Here is a 16,663-nt window from a genome sequence, read left to right as displayed (position 1 = left end):
AGCCGCAGGCCGCGTCCGCCCCATCGGGGTGGAACGACGCTTGAGGTCCGGACGTCGGGACAATTTCACCGCTGATAGGAGAGCACGATGACGACCACCACCATCACCGTTTCGGGAATGACCTGCGGACACTGCGAAGCCGCGGTCAAGGACGAGCTCGGGGCGCTTGCAGGCGTCTCGGACGTCGCGGTCGACCTCAACGCCGGGGGCGATTCCCCGGTCACGATCACATCGTCGGCCGAACTCGACGACGCGGCGATCCGTGCCGCCGTGGATGAAGCCGGCTATGAGGTGAAGTGATGCCTCGCGAGCTCGAGCTCGACATCACGGGCATGACCTGCGCGTCGTGTTCGGCGCGGATCGAGAAGAAGCTCACCCGCCTCGATGGGGTCACGGCGGAGGTCAACCTGCCGCTGGAGACCGCGCATGTGGTCATCGACTCCGAACTCAGCGACGACGACATCACCGGCGCCGTCGCGAAGGCCGGCTACGGTGCCACCGTGCGCCGCCCCGGCGCGGGCGGTGCTGGAGGCGCCGGTCCGGAGATCGTCGACTACGATCCCCGCCATCTGCGGCCGCGCTTCGCAGGCGCCCTCATCCTGGCCGTCCCGATCGTCGCGATCTCGATGGTCATGAGCTGGCACTTCGCCGGGTGGCAGTGGGTTGTCGCGATCCTCGCCCTGCCGGTCGTGACCTGGGGTGCGTGGCCGTTCCACTCGGCGGCGTACAAGGCCGCCCGCGGTGGGTCGACGACCATGGACACCCTGGTCAGCGTCGGCATCACCGTCGCGAGCCTGTATTCCTACTTCACGCTGGGCCGGGCCGTCGCCGACGGTCACGGCTGGACGATTCCCGCCGAATACCATGTGTGGTTCGAAGCGGCCGCGGCGATCACGGTGTTCCTGCTCATCGGCAAGCTCACCGAGGACCGGGCGAAGAACCGGGCGACGGCGGCGCTCAAGGCGCTGCTCGACCTCGGCGCGAAGTCCGCAACCGTGCTGCGTGAAGGTGATGCTGCCGAGGGCGCGCCGGAGGCGACTGCGGCCGATGCTGCTTCCGGCGCTGCCGGCGCGAATGGCGACCGCGTCGAAGTGCAGGTGCCGATCGACGAGCTGACCGTCGGCGATGTCTTCCTCGTCCGTCCCGGTGAGAAGATCGCCGCCGACGGTGAGGTGCTGACCGGACATTCTGCTGTCGACGAGGCGATGCTCACCGGCGAATCCGTTCCGATCGAGGTCGGCCCCGGCGATTCCGTCACCGGAGCCACGATCAACACCTCGGGTGTGCTCGAGGTCCGCACCACCCGCGTGGGTGCCGATACGACACTGGCGGCCATGGCCGATCTCGTCTCTCGCGCGCAGAGCGGGAAGCCTGCCGTGCAGCGGTTGGCCGACCGGATCTCGGCGGTGTTCGTGCCGATCGTCTTCGGCATCGCGATCCTCACCCTGCTCATCTGGGGATTCGTCACCGGAGACTGGGCGGCGGGGCTGCATGCGGCGCTCACCGTGCTCATCATCGCCTGCCCCTGTGCCTTGGGTTTGGCCACGCCGACGGCACTGGCGGTGTCCTCGGGGCGCGGATCCCAGCTGGGCATCCTCGTCTCCGGGCCCGAGGCGCTGGAGTCGACGCGGTCGATCGATACGGTCGTGCTCGACAAGACCGGCACCCTGACGACCGGCGTGATGAGCCTGACCGGAACCGAGCTCTCACCCGCGGACTTCGCTGTGCTCGCTCGTTTGGAGGCGCGCAGCGAACACCCGATCGCCCGCGCCATCGTCGACGCCGCACCCGAGATCGTCGAGGCGGGTTCCGCGGGGGCAGGCTCGGCCGGGACTGGCTCGACTGAGGCGGGCTCGGCCGGGACATCGGTCACGGATTTCGAGAACATCGCCGGCGGCGGTCTGCGGGCCACGATCGACGGCGCCGAGGTGCTCGCCGGGCGCCCGGACCTGCTCCGGGAGCGCGGGATCGCGGTCGACTGTGCGGCCGATTCGGTGCCGCGCGGAGCCACGATCGTCGCGCTGGCGATCGACGGGGTCTTCCACGGTCTGAGCTTCGTCTCCGATGAGGCCAAGCCGACGGCCAAGGCTGCGATCGCCGAACTGCATTCGCTGGGGCTGAGCACCGTGCTGCTGACCGGGGACAATGCCCAAGCCGCCGAGGTGGTCGCCGAGGCTCTCGGGATCACCGAGGTCCGCGCGGATGTCCGCCCGGAGGGCAAGGTGTCCGTGGTCAGCGAACTGCAGGAGCAGGGCCGGGCCGTCGCCATGGTCGGCGACGGGGTCAACGACGCCGCCGCTCTGGCCGGTGCGGACCTCGGCATCGCGATGGGGTCGGGCACGGACGCGGCGATGGCGGCATCAGACATCACCATGGTCAAGTCCGATCCGCAGCAGATCCCGCAGGCGATCCGGCTCTCGCGCCGGACCTTGGGGCTCATCAAGGGCAACCTGTTCTGGGCCTTCGCCTACAACACCGCGGCGATCCCGATCGCGGCGTTCGGACTACTCGATCCGATGATCGCCGGCGCCGCAATGGCGTTCTCGTCGGTGTTCGTCATCCTCAACAGCCTCCGCCTGCTCCGTTTCTCGTAAGCGCGGCGGGGCCTCCGGCGACGGAGCTGCGGCGAGGTCGGTGCCCACATCTCAGCGCATGGGCCTAGAGCCTCAGCGCATGGGCCGGAGGCCTCAGTGAAGGGTGCCGCTTCTCAGTGCGATTCTCAGTGCAGCCCCCGGCGTCTCAGCGCATGTCTGGTGCGGCTCACCGCATGACAGGGTAGGACTGGTTCTGATTCTGCGTGTCCTTGCGCATCACCCAGTTGAGGTAGCTCGTGAAGCCCGACACCAGCACAAAAGCCGCTCCGGCGTAGACGAACGCATAGCCGAAGGCGCGACCGTCCTGCCACGCTCGGGTGACGATGATCGCGAGGACGAGAGTGACGATTCCGCAGACGGCGCCGACTCTGATCGCATCCTTGTAGGACACCGTGCTGGAGGGCTTGCCGCCTGTGGACTTCTTCTTCGGGGTGTTCGAGGGCGCCATGCCCTCCATTCTACCGGTCCGAGCTGAGAGCCGAGGTGGCCACAAGCCGCCTTGAAACCGACGGATCCTGCCTCGCCCGGCGGATCCGACGACGCCGGCGACCCGCCTGAGCCGACGATCAGGTGGACTACGGGCTCGGAACAGGCAAAAATGAGGGTGTGCCCGTCACCGTCAGACGCGCCTCCGGGGAGGCGCTGTGCTCATCTCTCTCCAGCCAGGCCCCGCCTGGCCGTGAACCATGCGCAGGCACTGCGACTCGGTCCGCCGTCGGCCCCGGCCCCCTCGACCCTCGCCCTTCGACACCCCTGTCTTCGACGCCCTTCCGCCGCACCGCCCGCACTGCCACGGCGCTCCTCCTTGCGACAGTCATGGCCCTCACCGTCACAGCATGCGGCCCCGATCGCGGTCTCAAGGTCTCCCCCGAGGGCAACCCCTCCCCCTCCCTCTTCGCCCCCAACACCGAGGCTGCGGGCGAAGCGAATGAACCGTTCTCCCTCGACGAAGTCCGCACGGCCATCGAATCAGCGTCGGGAGTTGCGGTCACCGGCCGCGCCACGAAGACGGCCGAGGTCGTCGCCGACTGCAAGGACTGTCTGAAGTTCGCGTCGCCGTTCCTCAGCGGTGAACAGAAGTTCCAGCTGGTCACGGTGGCCAACCCCAAACAGCGGAATGAGATCATCGCCGGTGCGGTCATCAGCGATCACAGGGGCGAGCCCCGCCTCGAGCTCATCGCCACCGGCAATCAGCTCAAGGTCAGCCCCGGCAGAAATGGGACACTGGTAGTGCAGGAGGCCATGTTCGCCGACGGGGACAGAGCATGCTGCCCCTCCGGCTGGTCGGTGCAGGTGTTCCGCATGCACGACGGTAGGTTTGAACCAGGTCAACGCTTCACGCGGCTAAATGGAGAAACGTAATGCACATAGTTCTGGTCGAGGATGACGAAGTCATCCGTGAGACGACGCAGATCGGACTCGAACGCTTCGATTACACGGTCTCGGCATTCGCCGACGGCCGCGAAGGGTACGAGTTCGTCTCCGCCAACGGCGCCGACGTCCTGCTTCTCGATCTCATGCTGCCGACGATGAACGGCGCCTCCATATGCCGTGCCGTGCGCGAGCGCTCGACGATCCCGATCATCATCATCTCCGCCCGGTCCGACGCCATCGACATCGTCCAGGCCCTCGAGGCCGGAGCCGACGACTATCTCACCAAGCCCTTCGACATGCAGGTGCTCAACGCTCGCATCCGCGCGGTCGTGCGTCGGTTCATCACCACCGGCACCGACCGGTTCGGCTACTCCCCCGCACCCGAAGCGGACGAGCATCACGACACCGTGATCGGCCCCGGCGGCATGGTCACCGGCGACGGCATCCCCGAGGTCCTCGGCGCCAGCCCCGGAATGGACACCCGGGATCGACTGCGAGCGCAGCTCGAATCCGATGACACCTACCTCGGTGCCGGTGGGAAATTCACCACCGCCCCCGAGGCGGACGACGACGAAGAGGCGATCGGCGGAGTTCCCCCGCGCCCGAGCGGCTCCCCCACGGTGAGCGCGGAGACGTCCGATTCCGACGGCGGGCTCGGCCAGTTCCGCACGCGACTGGGGTCCCTGGTCCTTGACACCGGCCGGCTGACGGTCGAGGTCGACGGGGAGGAAGTCCACCTCACCCCGACCGAACTGCGGGTCCTCCTGCTGCTCACCGAGCAGCCCGAACACGTGTATTCGCGGGAGAAGATCGCGTTCACGGTGTGGGGCTACGAATGGGCCGGCGACTCCCGCGTCGTCGACGTCCACATCCAGCGCCTGCGGAAGAAGATCGGGGCGAGCATGATCGAAACCGTTCGCGGATTCGGTTACCGCTTCGCAGGCTGATCGCATGTCGCTGCGCTGGAAGATCTCTCTGCTCATCGTCGCCTCGGTGATCATCGCCGTGCTGTCGTGCTCGATCGTGCTGCGCCAATCCGCGGCCCGGGCCGAAGACGACCGGATGCGCTCGACAGTCACCGAGCAGCTGACGAATGCGACGACCATCTTCTCCGAGACCGGGGTACTCACCCTCAATGCCCGCATCGATGATCCGGAGCTGCCCAAGGAGGCGCGCAGGTCCGCGCTCAAGGGCCAGAGCGTGACGATCCGGTCCGAGGTCGACGGTGAGGAGATCGTGTGGGCCGCGGCCCCGATCGAGGTCGGTTCGCACACCCAGGTGATCTCCGTGCGCGCCTCGACGAAGGAGAGCCAGGAGCTCATCGGCCGCATCGACCAGGCGCTGCTGGTGGGAATGATCGGCTCCGCCCTCGTCGTCGGCGGCGTCGGATCGATCGTCGCCGGCCGCATCTCCCGACGGCTGACGCTCGGTGCGCAGGCCGCTAGGAAGATCGCCGCCGGAGACACGACGACGCGCATCGCCGATGTCATCGACGAATCCGATCAGGAGGTGTGGGCCTTCGCCACGGCCGTCGACACCGCAGTGGCCCGCCTAACCGAACGCATCGACTCCGAGCAGCGCTTCACCGCCGACCTCGCGCATGAGATGCGCACCCCGCTGACCGGGCTGGTCAACGCCGCGAACCTGCTCGAAGAGGATTCCCGCCCTGCCGAGCTCGTCAAGGACCGGGTCGTGCGCATGCAGGTCCTCGTCGAAGACCTCCTCGAGGTCTCCCGGCTCGATGCCGGACGCGCCAATCCCGAGTTCACCCGCGTCGACATCGATCAGGCGATCCGCTCCCTGCTGGGCACGATGGAAGCCTCGGGTGCCCTCGCCGGACACCAGATCGACACTCGTCTGGCGGCACTGAATTCGACCCTGGTCACCGATGTCCGCCGCTTCGAACGCATCGTGTCGAACCTGCTCGTCAACGCGATCAAGCACGGCGGGGATCCCATCCGTCTGGAGACCAGCACGCGCAGCATCGTCGTCGCCGACTCCGGCTCGGGCTACCCGCCGGACATCGTCAACACCGGCCCGACCCGCTTCGTCTCCGCCGGCGGCGGCGGAATGGGACTCGGTCTCGTCATCGCGCAGGGGCAGGCCCGCCTTCTCGGAATCACACTGATCTTCGGTAACGATCCCGTAACAGGGGGTGCACGGACCGAGGTGATCTTCCCCGAGGAAGACGCCCAGGAGCGCGCGCTCCGACAGTACATCGAGAGTCGATCCGAATAAGCTCGCCGAGGCGACCCTCACCTTGGTTCAGGTCTCTGAACTGGAATGACGGCAGGAATTCGTGGTTGCGCTGAAATCGACCTGGGTGTCGGCTGACCGCCCGCGAGTGCGACTCGTCACCAACATATGACAGGTTCGATATATTCCCGTTACACTTTTGTGATGTAGTTTTGGAGTCGTCGGAACGTCGGCGGTCTTCGAGGAGTCACAGCCATACGGAGAGTTATGTCAGAGTCATCATCGACCACAGAGTCACCGGTGCGTCGACGGGATCTGCACAGGCGGCGTTCATCGTCCCCGTTCTCTCGCACCCGCACCTCGACTCGCAGCACCTCGGTTCGCAGCACCGGGGCACCGACCGCGGCTGCGCCCGCCGCATCCACCGACTCCGCGAGCGAAACCCCGTCGCCGCGGCGCGCAGCGATGGCCGCCGAGGCGCGAGCGACTCAGTCGTCCCCGCGTCGGACCGCAATGGCTCGAGAAGCCGCAGCGGTTCCGACGACGTTCGGCTCACCGTCTGCGTCGTCGGCCCGTCGGGTCAGCGCAGGAGCCGCCGAGAGCCGCGGGTCCGATGGTGCGCTGCTGAGGTCCGTGCGCAAGAAGAAGCTGCGGACCATCTCGACTCTGGCTGCCGTGTCCGTGGCCGGCGCCGCCACTGCAGTGACCATGCTGGTCAACAACCTCGGCGGAGGTGCCGAGGTCAAGACCGACCCGACCGCCACCGGTGAGCCTGCCGCGATCAATGCTGAGAAGGTCAACGCCGACGTGCCCGCAGTCAAGGGGAAGTCGTCGATGGAGATCGGCGCGCCGAGCGCCAAGCAGAAGAAGGTCGAAGCCGCGTCCCGCGCGGTCGAGAAGAGCGTCCTGCCCGGCTGCGATGAGAAGCAGAACTTCGATCAGTCCGCCGGCAACGGCGAGCTGCCCGATGAGTGGCTGTGCGACCTCGGCAAGGAAGACCACCGACTCCGTGCCGATGCCGCCGTCTCCTTCGCGAAGATGAATGCCGCCTACAAGAAGGACACCGGCAAGGAACTCGAGATCACGGATTCCTACCGTGACATGGCCGGACAGGTCTCTGTGGCCGGCCGGAAGCCGGGGTTGGCCGCCAAGCCGGGCACCTCACTGCATGGTTGGGGCATCGCCCTCGACCTCGGCGGCGGAGTCGCCTCGAAGTCCGGAGCCTGGAGCTGGCTCGTCGAGCACGGGGACGAATACGGCTGGGAGAACCCCGACTGGGCCAAGTCGAGCATGTACGAGCCCTGGCACTGGGAATACACTCCCGCCCGCGACTCGATTCCCGGCAAGTGATCGATCAGCTGCGCAGCGCCCGTCCGTAGCGGCGGCGGTAGACGATCTGAGCGAGCCGAACGAACGGTTCGCCGAGTCTCCAGATGCCCTGCCCTGCCCGCGAGACCGACCTCAGGACGAGGAAGACTCGGTCGTCGGCGGTGCGGATGAGGATGAATGACTCCTCTCCGGTGATCGGATGTCCCGGCTTCGTGCCGTAGGTGAAGCCGCATCGGTCCTCCGTGTCGACGACATCGATGACGCGTGAGGGCTCAGGCAGCTGGAAGGGGCCGAGGCGCACGCGGATCGTCGGCTCCTGCCCCGGCTCCACCCGAGGCGGCCGACTGGCACTCTCACCGCCCGAGCGAGCGTCGGCATCGGCCGTCGTCTCCCCTCGACCCGCTCGATCGGCTCCGCCCGCACTTCCGACGTGGACGGCGTCGACGTTCACCTCGATGTCGAATCCGCTGCGGATCTTGACCTCCCAGTGCAGGAGCTCCTCGGCGCAGCGGTCGAACGTCTCTTTCCCGTGGCCGACGAAGTACGCGGATTCGAAGTGACGGTAGCCGTCGGGACGCTCCAGCCACCTCGGCGAGAGGGGATGCGTCAGCGTCACGGGACGGTTGTCGGAATGGTCGGCCATGCCTCCAACCTAGCGGACGCGGCCCGTCAACCCTACGGACTCGAACCGTGGGACTCACAGTCCGGACGACGGGGTGGTGTCGACCGGACGGCCACGTATGATGCCAAGAACAGCGGACCTCAATCGAATGTCCGCTCAGCATCTGAGCCAGGATCAAAGGAGAACCACGTGCGCACAATCAACGGCATCGACGAGATCGAATCCCTCATCGGCCAGGGGCTCGGCTCCTCCGAGTGGATGACGATGGATCAGGACGCGATCAACACCTTCGCCGACGTCACCGGCGACCACCAGTGGATCCACGTCGACGAAGCGCGCGCGGCCGAGGGGCCCTACGGCGCGACGATCGTCCACGGCTTCTTCACCCTCTCGCTCATCCCGAAGTTCTCCACCGAGGTCTTCACCATCGAGGGCGTGTCGATCCGCGTCAACTACGGCCTCAACAAGGTCCGCTTCCTCCAGCCCGTCGTCGTCGGCTCCCGACTGCGCGGGACCATCAGCGTCAAGGACGTCATCCGCGGCGACAAGGGCACTCAGGTCATCCTCGAACACACGATCGAGATCGAAGGCCAGGACCGCCCCGCCTGCGTCGCCGAGGTGGTCACCCTCCTCGTCGAGTGAGCTGAGCGCCGCCTTCTGCCGGCGGGTTAAGGGGGTCAGATTGCCCATTTCCGCGTGGTCGAAACTGGCAATCTGACCCCACTTGACTCGATGGAGAGGTTCTGCCCTCAGCTCGGGCGGTGGGCGTCGAGCTGCTGGGCGACGCGGATATAGCCGAGGTGTGAGTACGCCTGCGGGTGGTTGCCCAGGTGCATCTCGGCAACGGGGTCGTATTCCTCCGACAGCAGTCCGGTGGGCCCGAGCAGATCGTCGACCTGCCGGAACAGGTCCCAGGCATCGTCGATGCGGCCAACCTTGATGAAGGCCTCGATCAGCCACGTCGTGCAGATGTGGAACCCGCCCTCGAGCCCGGGCAGTCCGTCATCGTAGCGGTAGCGGAAGACCGTCGGACCGACCCGCAGCTCCCGTTCGATCGCGTCGACGGTGGACACGAACCTCGGATCGTCGGCGTCGAGCAGTCCCGAGAGTCCGACGAACAGAGCCGCCGAATCCAGGTCCGCCTCACCGTAAGCGACGGTGAACGCTCCGACCTCCTCGTTGTAGCCGTGGGTGAGCACGTCGTGGGCGATCTCCTCGCGCAGCTGTCGCCACGCACCGGGCGGCTCCCGATCGAACCGGTCCGCGATCCGCAGCGCCCGATCGACCGTCACCCAGCACATCACGCGTGTGTACACGTTGTGCTTCGGCGGACGCCTCGCCTCCCAGATCCCGTGATCGGCCTCGAACCACCGTTTGCCCACGGCTTCGACCATCTGACAGGTGAGCATCCAATAATCCTCGGGCAGCTCGCCGAGGTGGTCGCTGAGTTCGTCGAGGAGCTCCGTGACCGGGCCGAACACGTCCAGTTGGACCTGATGTTCGGCGGCGTTGCCGACCCGCACCGGCCGTGATCCGGCATATCCGGGCAGGTGGTTGAGCACCGCCTCGGTGGTCAGGGCCGAACCGTCGACGGCGTAGAGCGGGTGGAGCTGCTCGGGAGAGACCGTGCGCGCGAGGATGCCCGACAGCCAGGAGAGGAAACCTTCGGCCTCGCCCGTGGAACCGAGGGCGAGCAGGGCGCGGACGGTCATCGACCCGTCGCGCAGCCACGTGTACCGGTAGTCCCAGTTCCGGACGCCGCCGATGCCTTCGGGCAGAGAGGTCGTGGGGGCGGCGAGGACACCGCCGGTGGGCTCGTGGCACAGAGCGCGCAGGGTGATCGCGGAGCGGATGACCTCGTCGCGGTGGTGGCTCGGCAGGGCGAGCGAGTCGACCCAATTCGTCCAGAAGTTCAGGGCGCGTTCGCGCACATGGTGCTCTCCGCCCGTAGCCATGTATCCGGCGTCGCCCGTGCCCGTCCCGCAGGCGAGGACGAGGACGATGGATCCGCCGGGCTGCTGCGAGGGGATGACGGTCGCCTCGGCGGTGTGGGAGTCGCCGTTCTCGACGATGTCGAAGTCGATTCCGGGGGCGTGGAGTTCGATCGGCTCCGCAGTGCCGAGCACCGCCACACCGTCATCGGTCCTGGTCATGCCGGTGGGCACCGTGGCGTAGTCGAGCCTGGGTGCGAACCGGATGCGGGTCGGGGTGTCGCCGGTGAGCACGCGGACGACGATCGTGTCGTCGCTGTGCCCGTCGACGGGTGCGAGGTAGTCGACACAGCTCAGTCCGGCCCACCGGGTCTCGAGCAGGGTCGAGTTCCCGAGGTAGCGCTGCGTCAGCGGAGCGGCTCCGTTGGCCGGTGCTACGGCGAAGAATCCGGCCGCCTCGGAGCCGAGGATCTCGGAGAACATCGACGCCGAGTGCGGCAGCGGGTGCGGCATCCAGCAGATGCTGCCAGTCGGGTCGATGAGCGCGGTCGATTGTCCGTTGCCGATGAGGCTGTGCCGCTGGATCGGGGTGGCGCGACGGCCGAAGAGCCAGGACTTGCGCAGTTCGAACAGGGCGCCGAGGACGGTGGAGACCTCGTCCGGTGAGTCGAGGCGGAAGTCGGCGTGTGTGGGCGTGTTCCCAGTTCCGACCTTGAGCCCGAGGTCATCGGCGCCGAGGGTTTCGAGAGCGAATTCGTCGGCGGTGTCATCGCCGATGAACACGACGGCTTCCGCTCCGGTCTGGCTGCGCAGTCGAGTCAGCGCATCGGCCTTCGAGGAGGGAACGACGGAGAGGTCGATGACCTGTTTGCCGCGGGTGGGGTGGATCGGGTGGGCGGCCGCGAGCTTGTCGACGGCGGCTTCGATCTCGCGCCGGCCGGCCTCGTCGAGTCCGCGCAGGTGCACGGCCGCACCGGTGGTCTTATGCTCGATGACGTCGCGCGGCAGGGCGCGGGTGAGGTCGGCGCGGAAGTCGGCGAGGACCGCCCGCTGCTCTTCGGTGAGCGTATCGATGGTGAATGTGTCGGTCTCACCGCCGTGAGACCCGAATAGGTGGACCTCCCTGGGCAGGCGCGACATCGCCGCGAGGTCGCGCAGGCTGCGACCGGAGATCACCCCCGCCGAGGTGGACGGCAGCAGGGCGAGCGCGCGCAGTGAGTCGACCGAGCTCTCCAGGGGAAAGGCTTGGCTGGGGACGTCGACGATGGGGGCGATCGTCCCGTCGTAGTCGGTGGCCACCAGCAGGGATGGGGAGCGGGAGAGCGCGAAGAGGCGCCGGAAGAGGACGGGGTCGAGTGCTCTGCTGGCTTCGGCCAGGTCGCCCAATAATTCGGAGGACCTCACCGAGGCGGCGATGGTGGCCAATCGGGATTCGGTTGCGCTCTCGTGCTCGACGGTGCTCATCTCACCTCTGGTGTCTCGGTTGGCTCGGGTGCCGGTCAGGGCTCTTTCTTCACTGGGGTGTCGCTGTCCGGATCGTCGGGAGATTCGGGATCGGCCGTGCGATCGGCTTCGCCGGCGGCGTCGGTTGGGTCGGACGTGTCCGCGGCATCGGACGAGTTCGTATCGTCGGCGGCGTCAGCGGCACCCGAGGGGGCAGCGTCGGCGGGCTCGGCCGCCTCGGCGGGGGTGTCGATCTCCTCGGGGAGGGCACCGCGCTTCGCCAACTGGCGGCCCTTGCTCAGGCGGGAGTAGCCGCCGATGATGAAGATGACGCCGGCGATGAGGGTCGCCGCTCCGGTGAAGCCGAGGATCGACAGGGCTTCCATGCCGTCGCCGAAGACGAGGATGATGCCGAGCAGGACGTGGACTCCCGAGGCGATGAGGAAGTCCGAGGCCATGGGCTGGGAGCGCAGCTGCCGGTGGGCCCAGAATTCGAGGGCACCGTGCAGCAGGGCCCAGATGCTCAGGGCAGCGCGCAGTTCGGCCGGTTGGTCGGCGAGGAAGAGGAAGACGATGGCTGGGATCGCGATGACGGCCTGGCCGAAGATCGCGGTGCGCACGTTCAACGGCGAGCGCACGGCCTGGAAGACCAAGGCCAGGGCGAAGAGGATGAGGTAGCCGATGGCCAAGTGGTCGACGACGTCGGTCGGCAGGCTCAGCTGCGCGGGGTTGACGGCGTCGCGGGGCCAGAAGACGGTGACGATGCCGAAGGCGACGCCGAGGATTCCACGCACGACCATGGGCCAGCCGAGCCGACTCGCTGCGGCAATGGCCTGCGGGGCGGCTTCGTTACGCGGGGGCGTGGATTCGGTGCGCGGTTCTTCGGTACTCATCACGGCACCAGTCTAGGTCGCCTGCCTGAGTCTGTCCGGTCAGCGTCGACTCAGGCGCGGGTGGGCGGCGCTTCTTTGCGCCTCATGTATTTACGTAATTACGTATTGATTGTATTATCGAAGCATGGAATCAACACCGTCGGCAGACGATCGCCTCTCCGCCCTCGAACAACGAGTCGCCGAACTCGAGGCTGCGGCCGCCTCCATCGCGCCACCGCGGCCCGCCGCAGGCGAAGCGGCGACCGCACTGCCGGGCGACGCGGAGACCTTCTGGGCGCTGCATGGGCTCGTCGACCACCTCGGCGAGGAGGGCGGAGTGACCTACACCGGGTACACGACTCCCCCGGGCGGCAGCGGTCCCGTGGCGTGGCAGATGGGCCTGAGCAGCGCGGGCCTGGCGCAGATCGACTTCGCCGAGGCGGCCGGATCCCTGGCAGCCCTCGGCCACCCGGTCCGCCTGCAGCTGCTCCAGGCGATCTATGAGGGCACGAGCACCGTGGCCGAGCTGGGCAAGGACGAACGCTTCGGCACGTCCGGGCAGATCTATCACCATGTGCATGCCCTCGCCGGCGCCGGCTGGTTAGAGAGCGCCCGCCGCGGACACTGGCGGGTGCCCGCTCAGCGAGTCGTTCCGCTACTCACCCTCGTCCTCATCGGCACACACTGACGAAACCTCGCGTCCTTGAGCCATCGCCCACCGCACGACCCGTACCCGACCACCACACTTTCCACCCCTGCTGACCAGGAGGAACGATGACCGTCACCGACGACCACCGCACATCTGCGGCCGCGGGACGGCCGCCTCGGCGAGTGGGGATTGCCTTGCTTGCTGCCTCACTCACGGCCGCCGTGCTCGCGGCGATCACCCCGTGGCCGCGCGGTTTCCAGGGCGCGCCTACCGGGGATCCCGAGCTCATTGCTGAGCTCGAGGACGCACTCGGCAGCCGGCATTGGCAGCACGTGGCGGCCGCCCGCGTCGACGGCGACGAAGTGACTTTCGCGGGCACCGGAGCCCATGAGCACACCGAGTTCGAGATCGGATCGATCACGAAGACGTTCACGGCCGCGCTCTTCGCCGAGGCGATCGACCGGGGCGAGGTGAAGGCGGACACCCGCCTCGGCGAAGTCTGGCCGGACCTGGACGGGAAGGTCGCCGAGGTGACGCTCGAGTCGATTGCGATGCAGCGGTCGGGGCTGCCCTCCCAGGAACCCGCTCCGAGCTTCAGCGACGGAGTGATGAGCGTGCTGTCGAATTACATCCACACCGACCCGTACCGCGGGGACGCCGGGGACATCGTGGCGAGCCTCAAAGACGTGGAGGTCGGCGAACCGGAACCCGAGTATTCGAACTACGGGTTCGCCGTCCTCGGCCAAGCCCTCGCCGAGGCGGCCGGTCAGGACTATACGGACCTCGTCCGCGAGCGGATCACGGAACCGCTGGGCATGGAGGAGACCTTCGTCCCGGATTCCGCTGAGGGGCTGTCCCACGGATACACGGCCTCGGGACTGCCCGCCGCACTGTGGACGCTCGGCGGGTCGGCACCGGCCGGGGCGATCCGGTCGACGACGCACGACATGTCCATCTGGCTGCGGGCAGTACGCGACGAAAGTGCCCCCGGCGCCGAGGCGGCCGAACCTCGAGCCGACTTCGACGACGACCGCATCGGCTGGGCGTGGTTCACGACGACGCATGGCGGCTCGACCATCACCTGGCACAACGGCGGCACCGGAGGGTACCGGTCGTACCTCGGATTCGACACAGAGAGCGGTGGCGGCATCATCGTCCTGAACGACTCAGCCAACGACGTCGATGAGGCCGCGAGTCTTGTCTCGACGAAGGGAGAACGCTCATGAGTCCCGAACTCGTCTCTACTGTCATCGGGGCCCTCATCGTGGCCTGGGGTGCGTTCACCGCGTGGCGAGCTCCCCGCGCAGCGTCCCGGATCGGGCTGCTCTCGGGGATGGTCACGGCGGTCGTATTCGTGCTGCTCATCCGCCTCATCACACCGTTCGGAGGCTGGGAGGGCTGGTTCATCTACGTCTGGCTGGCCGGAATGCTCGTCATCGTCGTCTCCGTCTTCCGGGCTGCGATCGTCTGGGCGGACCTGCCGTGGCGATCCGACGATGCCAAGGCCCGCCGGAACGAAGCGAGCGGGCTCGGCTTCTCCGCCCTGCTCGCGCTCCTCATCGCCGGCGCCCTCGTCGTTCCCGGGCTCTTCCTCTGAGCTCAGCCGCCCTTGACGGTGAGTGTCCCGTCGCTCTCGGAGACCTCGTAGCTCTGCAGCGGCTCCTCGGCCGGCCCGCTGATCACCTCACCGGTGGAGACCGAGAACTGCGAGGCGTGGCATGGGCAGATGATGGCCTCGGAGGTGACCTCCCTGACCTGGCACCCCTGATGCGTGCACACCGAGGTGAAGGCGAAGAACTCGCCCTCCTGCGGCTGAGTGACGACGTAGCTCTCGTCGATGACCGTGCCCGATCCGACGGGAACGTCGGCCACGGCCACGGTCGCCTCCTGCGCCGGAGTCGACTCCTGCCCCTGCGCACCGCCTTCATCCGAGGAACACGCCGAGGTGACCGCCGCCGACGATCCGATGACCGCCGCCGTTCCGGCCACCCCGGCCGTGCGCATCAGACGGCGTCGGCTCGGGTTCGCGGGTCCGGCCCGGTCTGCGGTATCCGGGCTGTGCGTGCTCGTGTCCATCGGAATCTGCTCCTCGTCGCGGCTGCATGCCGACACGGCGGCATGGACATCCGTGTTCAAGCGTACAATCACTCACGGCTCGAACCCCGCAAAGCACCGGCAGATCACCTGGGCGAATCCTTGGAGAAGAATCCCGCAGAGAATCACAGCGGAGGAATCGGCGGACCGCCGCGATGAGGTGAGGTACAGCGCCCGCGATGATTCACCGATGATCGGGGTCAGCCGCCAGAGCGATCATACGGGGCCGGTTGATGAGAGGCGGAACGACAATGAGTGACAAGACGGTGTCGCCGAACGAACGGCAGTTGGAACGGAGCGCCGCGACGGGGTGGGGGCTGGCCGCCTCGGCGTACGTGTTCACAGTGGTGATGATGGGCACGACCCTGCCGACGCCGCTCTACCCTCAGTACGAAGCCGCCTTCGGCTTCGGCAGCACGCAGACGACGATTCTCTTCGCGATCTACGCGGCCGGAGTGATCGCGGCCCTCGTGCTCTTCGGACGGTTCTCCGACGCCCTCGGACGGCGGCCCATGCTCGCAGCGGGAGTCGTCCTCTCCGTCGCCTCGGCGGTGCTGTTCATGATCGGATCACACATGGGTCTGCTCTACACCGGTCGCATCCTCTCCGGCCTGGCGGCGGGAATCTTCACGGCCACGGCCACGGTCACCGTGCTCGAGAACGCACCGGCCGGGCGGGACCGTCTGGCGGGTTCACTCGCGACGGCCGCGAACATGGGTGGACTCGGACTCGGCATCCTCATGTCGGGACTGGCGGCGAGGTTCCTGCCCGGGCCGCTCTTCACTCCCTTCCTCATCAATGCGATCACGCTCGTCATCGCCGGCCTCGCCCTGCTCATCGTGCGCGATCGAGTGGTGCCCAGCCCCGCCTCGCTGCGGCTGCAGCTGCCGGGCATTCCGCCCGAGTCACGGCGGATCTTCGCCGCGGCCACGCCCGGCGCTCTCGCCGGCTTCACCGTCTGCGGGCTGTATTCGGCGATCGCTCCGAATTTCATGGGACAGACCCTGCAGATCGAATCCGCGGCGCTCATCGGCACGGTCGTCTTCCTCCTCTTCGGCTCCTCCGCCGCGGCCCAGCTGATGTTCCGCGACCTCGCCGATCGCACCCTCATCATCGTCGGCAGTCTCGCGATGATCCTGAGCATGGCCGCGCTCATCACCGCTCTCTCCGTCGCACTGCTGTCGCTGCTCGTCGTCTCCTCGGTGCTCGCCGGCATCGGCCAGGGGCTGGTCTTCATGACAGGCATGCGCGCAATCACCGCAGCCACCCTGCCGGAGCGACGCACCGAGGCGACCACCTCGTACTTCGTCGTCGCCTACCTGTCGATGTCCGTTCCTGCGATCGGCGCCGGCCTCCTCGCCTCGATCGCCGGGCTGGCGGGTGCGACGACGGTCTTCGCTGTGGGGGTGGCGGCGGTCTGCGTGGTCGGGCTGGTCGCGGCCCGGAGGTTCGCCGCGCGCTGAGCACGGGGTTGAGTGTGGTGTGGTTGTGGGCAGAGCGCGAGGTTGAGGACGAGTGGAGATCCGCATCGAGGAGAATTCGCCCCGCCGGCCAAGCCT

16 protein-coding genes are annotated in these 16,663 nt (G+C 67.6%); 11 read left to right on the top strand and 5 right to left on the bottom strand.

Annotated elements, in window-relative coordinates; translation table 11 throughout:
* Positions 1-87: 87 nt before the first annotated feature.
* Complete coding sequence (locus AD89_RS0111780; RefSeq protein ID WP_025779106.1) at positions 88-300, top strand: heavy-metal-associated domain-containing protein; 213 nt, start codon at positions 88-90, stop codon at positions 298-300.
* Entirely contained in the window at positions 300-2,594 is a 2,295-nt protein-coding gene (locus AD89_RS0111775; RefSeq protein ID WP_025779104.1) for a heavy metal translocating P-type ATPase, read from the top strand. Before AD89_RS0111780 ends, AD89_RS0111775 begins: the two co-directional genes overlap by 1 nt.
* A gap of 166 nt (positions 2,595-2,760) precedes the next feature.
* Here the strand turns inward: AD89_RS0111775 and AD89_RS0111770 are convergent, their stop codons facing one another.
* The gene (locus tag AD89_RS0111770) at positions 2,761-3,042 is read right to left on the bottom strand and encodes a hypothetical protein (protein ID WP_025779103.1); all 282 of its coding nucleotides are present in this window, start codon (positions 3,040-3,042) and stop codon (positions 2,761-2,763) included.
* Positions 3,043-3,410: 368 nt separating this feature from the next.
* Here AD89_RS0111770 and AD89_RS18550 point away from each other — a divergent pair, with 368 nt between their 5' ends.
* The 4 genes from AD89_RS18550 (at position 3,411) to AD89_RS18545 (ending at position 7,514) form a co-directional block, all read left to right on the top strand.
* The gene (locus tag AD89_RS18550; RefSeq protein ID WP_035320610.1) at positions 3,411-3,956 is read left to right on the top strand and encodes a hypothetical protein; all 546 of its coding nucleotides are present in this window, start codon (positions 3,411-3,413) and stop codon (positions 3,954-3,956) included.
* Positions 3,956-4,915 (top strand): response regulator transcription factor, encoded by a 960-nt coding sequence (locus tag AD89_RS0111760; RefSeq protein ID WP_025779100.1) that lies wholly within the window; start codon positions 3,956-3,958, stop codon positions 4,913-4,915. Before AD89_RS18550 ends, AD89_RS0111760 begins: the two co-directional genes overlap by 1 nt.
* A 4-nt stretch (positions 4,916-4,919) precedes the next feature.
* Positions 4,920-6,206 carry a sensor histidine kinase gene (locus tag AD89_RS0111755; RefSeq protein WP_025779099.1) on the top strand — a complete coding sequence of 429 codons (1,287 nt, stop codon included), beginning with the start codon at positions 4,920-4,922 and terminating at the stop codon, positions 6,204-6,206.
* Between the two features lie 225 nt (positions 6,207-6,431).
* The gene (locus AD89_RS18545; RefSeq protein WP_035320608.1) at positions 6,432-7,514 is read left to right on the top strand and encodes a M15 family metallopeptidase; all 1,083 of its coding nucleotides are present in this window, start codon (positions 6,432-6,434) and stop codon (positions 7,512-7,514) included.
* Between the two features lie 4 nt (positions 7,515-7,518).
* Here AD89_RS18545 and AD89_RS0111745 read toward each other — a convergent pair whose 3' ends face one another.
* Positions 7,519-8,136: a DUF1990 family protein gene (locus AD89_RS0111745; RefSeq protein WP_025779095.1), complete on the bottom strand. Its 618-nt coding sequence runs from the start codon at positions 8,134-8,136 to the stop codon at positions 7,519-7,521.
* Positions 8,137-8,304: 168 nt separating this feature from the next.
* Between AD89_RS0111745 and AD89_RS0111740 the strand changes: the two genes are divergently transcribed.
* The gene (locus AD89_RS0111740) at positions 8,305-8,757 is read left to right on the top strand and encodes a MaoC family dehydratase (RefSeq protein ID WP_025779093.1); all 453 of its coding nucleotides are present in this window, start codon (positions 8,305-8,307) and stop codon (positions 8,755-8,757) included.
* Positions 8,758-8,864: 107 nt separating this feature from the next.
* Here the strand turns inward: AD89_RS0111740 and otsB are convergent, their stop codons facing one another.
* Entirely contained in the window at positions 8,865-11,510 is a 2,646-nt protein-coding gene (gene otsB / locus AD89_RS0111735; RefSeq protein ID WP_025779091.1) for a trehalose-phosphatase, read from the bottom strand.
* Positions 11,511-11,545: 35 nt separating this feature from the next.
* Positions 11,546-12,382 carry an HdeD family acid-resistance protein gene (locus AD89_RS0111730; RefSeq protein WP_025779089.1) on the bottom strand — a complete coding sequence of 279 codons (837 nt, stop codon included), beginning with the start codon at positions 12,380-12,382 and terminating at the stop codon, positions 11,546-11,548.
* 124 nt (positions 12,383-12,506) lie between these two features.
* On the opposite strand from AD89_RS0111730, the gene AD89_RS0111725 reads away from it, so the two are divergent.
* From AD89_RS0111725 to AD89_RS0111715, 3 genes are all read left to right on the top strand, one after another.
* Positions 12,507-13,049, top strand: coding sequence for an ArsR/SmtB family transcription factor (locus AD89_RS0111725; protein WP_025779088.1), 543 nt, complete (start codon positions 12,507-12,509; stop codon positions 13,047-13,049).
* Between the two features lie 86 nt (positions 13,050-13,135).
* On the top strand, positions 13,136-14,236 hold the full coding sequence (locus AD89_RS0111720) for a serine hydrolase domain-containing protein (RefSeq protein WP_025779086.1): 1,101 nt from the start codon (positions 13,136-13,138) through the stop codon (positions 14,234-14,236).
* Positions 14,233-14,607 (top strand): hypothetical protein, encoded by a 375-nt coding sequence (locus tag AD89_RS0111715; RefSeq protein WP_025779084.1) that lies wholly within the window; start codon positions 14,233-14,235, stop codon positions 14,605-14,607. Before AD89_RS0111720 ends, AD89_RS0111715 begins: the two co-directional genes overlap by 4 nt.
* Positions 14,608-14,609: 2 nt before the next feature.
* On the opposite strand, the gene AD89_RS18540 is transcribed toward AD89_RS0111715, so the two are convergent.
* Positions 14,610-15,086 (bottom strand): Rieske (2Fe-2S) protein, encoded by a 477-nt coding sequence (locus AD89_RS18540; protein WP_155807425.1) that lies wholly within the window; start codon positions 15,084-15,086, stop codon positions 14,610-14,612.
* A 269-nt stretch (positions 15,087-15,355) separates the two neighbouring features.
* Here AD89_RS18540 and AD89_RS0111700 point away from each other — a divergent pair, with 269 nt between their 5' ends.
* Positions 15,356-16,567, top strand: coding sequence for an MFS transporter (locus AD89_RS0111700; RefSeq protein WP_025779078.1), 1,212 nt, complete (start codon positions 15,356-15,358; stop codon positions 16,565-16,567).
* Positions 16,568-16,663: the final 96 nt, after the last annotated feature.

Source organism: Brevibacterium sp. VCM10 (assembly GCF_000583215.1).
Lineage (GTDB): Bacteria > Actinomycetota > Actinomycetes > Actinomycetales > Brevibacteriaceae > Brevibacterium > Brevibacterium linens.
The sequence above is the reverse complement of the archived record's forward strand: the minus strand, read 5'-3'. Positions and strand labels throughout refer to the sequence as shown.

What these genes read in the sequence shown, in the direction of transcription:
- AD89_RS0111780 (WP_025779106.1), top strand. Translation starts at nt 88, where the DNA reads ATGACGACCACCACCATCACCGTTTCGGGAATGACCTGCGGACACTGC.
- AD89_RS0111775 (WP_025779104.1), top strand. Translation starts at nt 300, where the DNA reads ATGCCTCGCGAGCTCGAGCTCGACATCACGGGCATGACCTGCGCGTCG.
- AD89_RS0111770 (WP_025779103.1), bottom strand. Translation starts at nt 3,042, where the DNA reads ATGGCGCCCTCGAACACCCCGAAGAAGAAGTCCACAGGCGGCAAGCCC.
- AD89_RS18550 (WP_035320610.1), top strand. Translation starts at nt 3,411, where the DNA reads ATGGCCCTCACCGTCACAGCATGCGGCCCCGATCGCGGTCTCAAGGTC.
- AD89_RS0111760 (WP_025779100.1), top strand. Translation starts at nt 3,956, where the DNA reads ATGCACATAGTTCTGGTCGAGGATGACGAAGTCATCCGTGAGACGACG.
- AD89_RS0111755 (WP_025779099.1), top strand. Translation starts at nt 4,920, where the DNA reads ATGTCGCTGCGCTGGAAGATCTCTCTGCTCATCGTCGCCTCGGTGATC.
- AD89_RS18545 (WP_035320608.1), top strand. Translation starts at nt 6,432, where the DNA reads ATGTCAGAGTCATCATCGACCACAGAGTCACCGGTGCGTCGACGGGAT.
- AD89_RS0111745 (WP_025779095.1), bottom strand. Translation starts at nt 8,136, where the DNA reads ATGGCCGACCATTCCGACAACCGTCCCGTGACGCTGACGCATCCCCTC.
- otsB (WP_025779091.1), bottom strand. Translation starts at nt 11,510, where the DNA reads ATGAGCACCGTCGAGCACGAGAGCGCAACCGAATCCCGATTGGCCACC.
- AD89_RS0111730 (WP_025779089.1), bottom strand. Translation starts at nt 12,382, where the DNA reads ATGAGTACCGAAGAACCGCGCACCGAATCCACGCCCCCGCGTAACGAA.
- AD89_RS0111725 (WP_025779088.1), top strand. Translation starts at nt 12,507, where the DNA reads ATGGAATCAACACCGTCGGCAGACGATCGCCTCTCCGCCCTCGAACAA.
- AD89_RS0111720 (WP_025779086.1), top strand. Translation starts at nt 13,136, where the DNA reads ATGACCGTCACCGACGACCACCGCACATCTGCGGCCGCGGGACGGCCG.
- AD89_RS0111715 (WP_025779084.1), top strand. Translation starts at nt 14,233, where the DNA reads ATGAGTCCCGAACTCGTCTCTACTGTCATCGGGGCCCTCATCGTGGCC.
- AD89_RS18540 (WP_155807425.1), bottom strand. Translation starts at nt 15,086, where the DNA reads ATGGACACGAGCACGCACAGCCCGGATACCGCAGACCGGGCCGGACCC.
- AD89_RS0111700 (WP_025779078.1), top strand. Translation starts at nt 15,356, where the DNA reads ATGAGTGACAAGACGGTGTCGCCGAACGAACGGCAGTTGGAACGGAGC.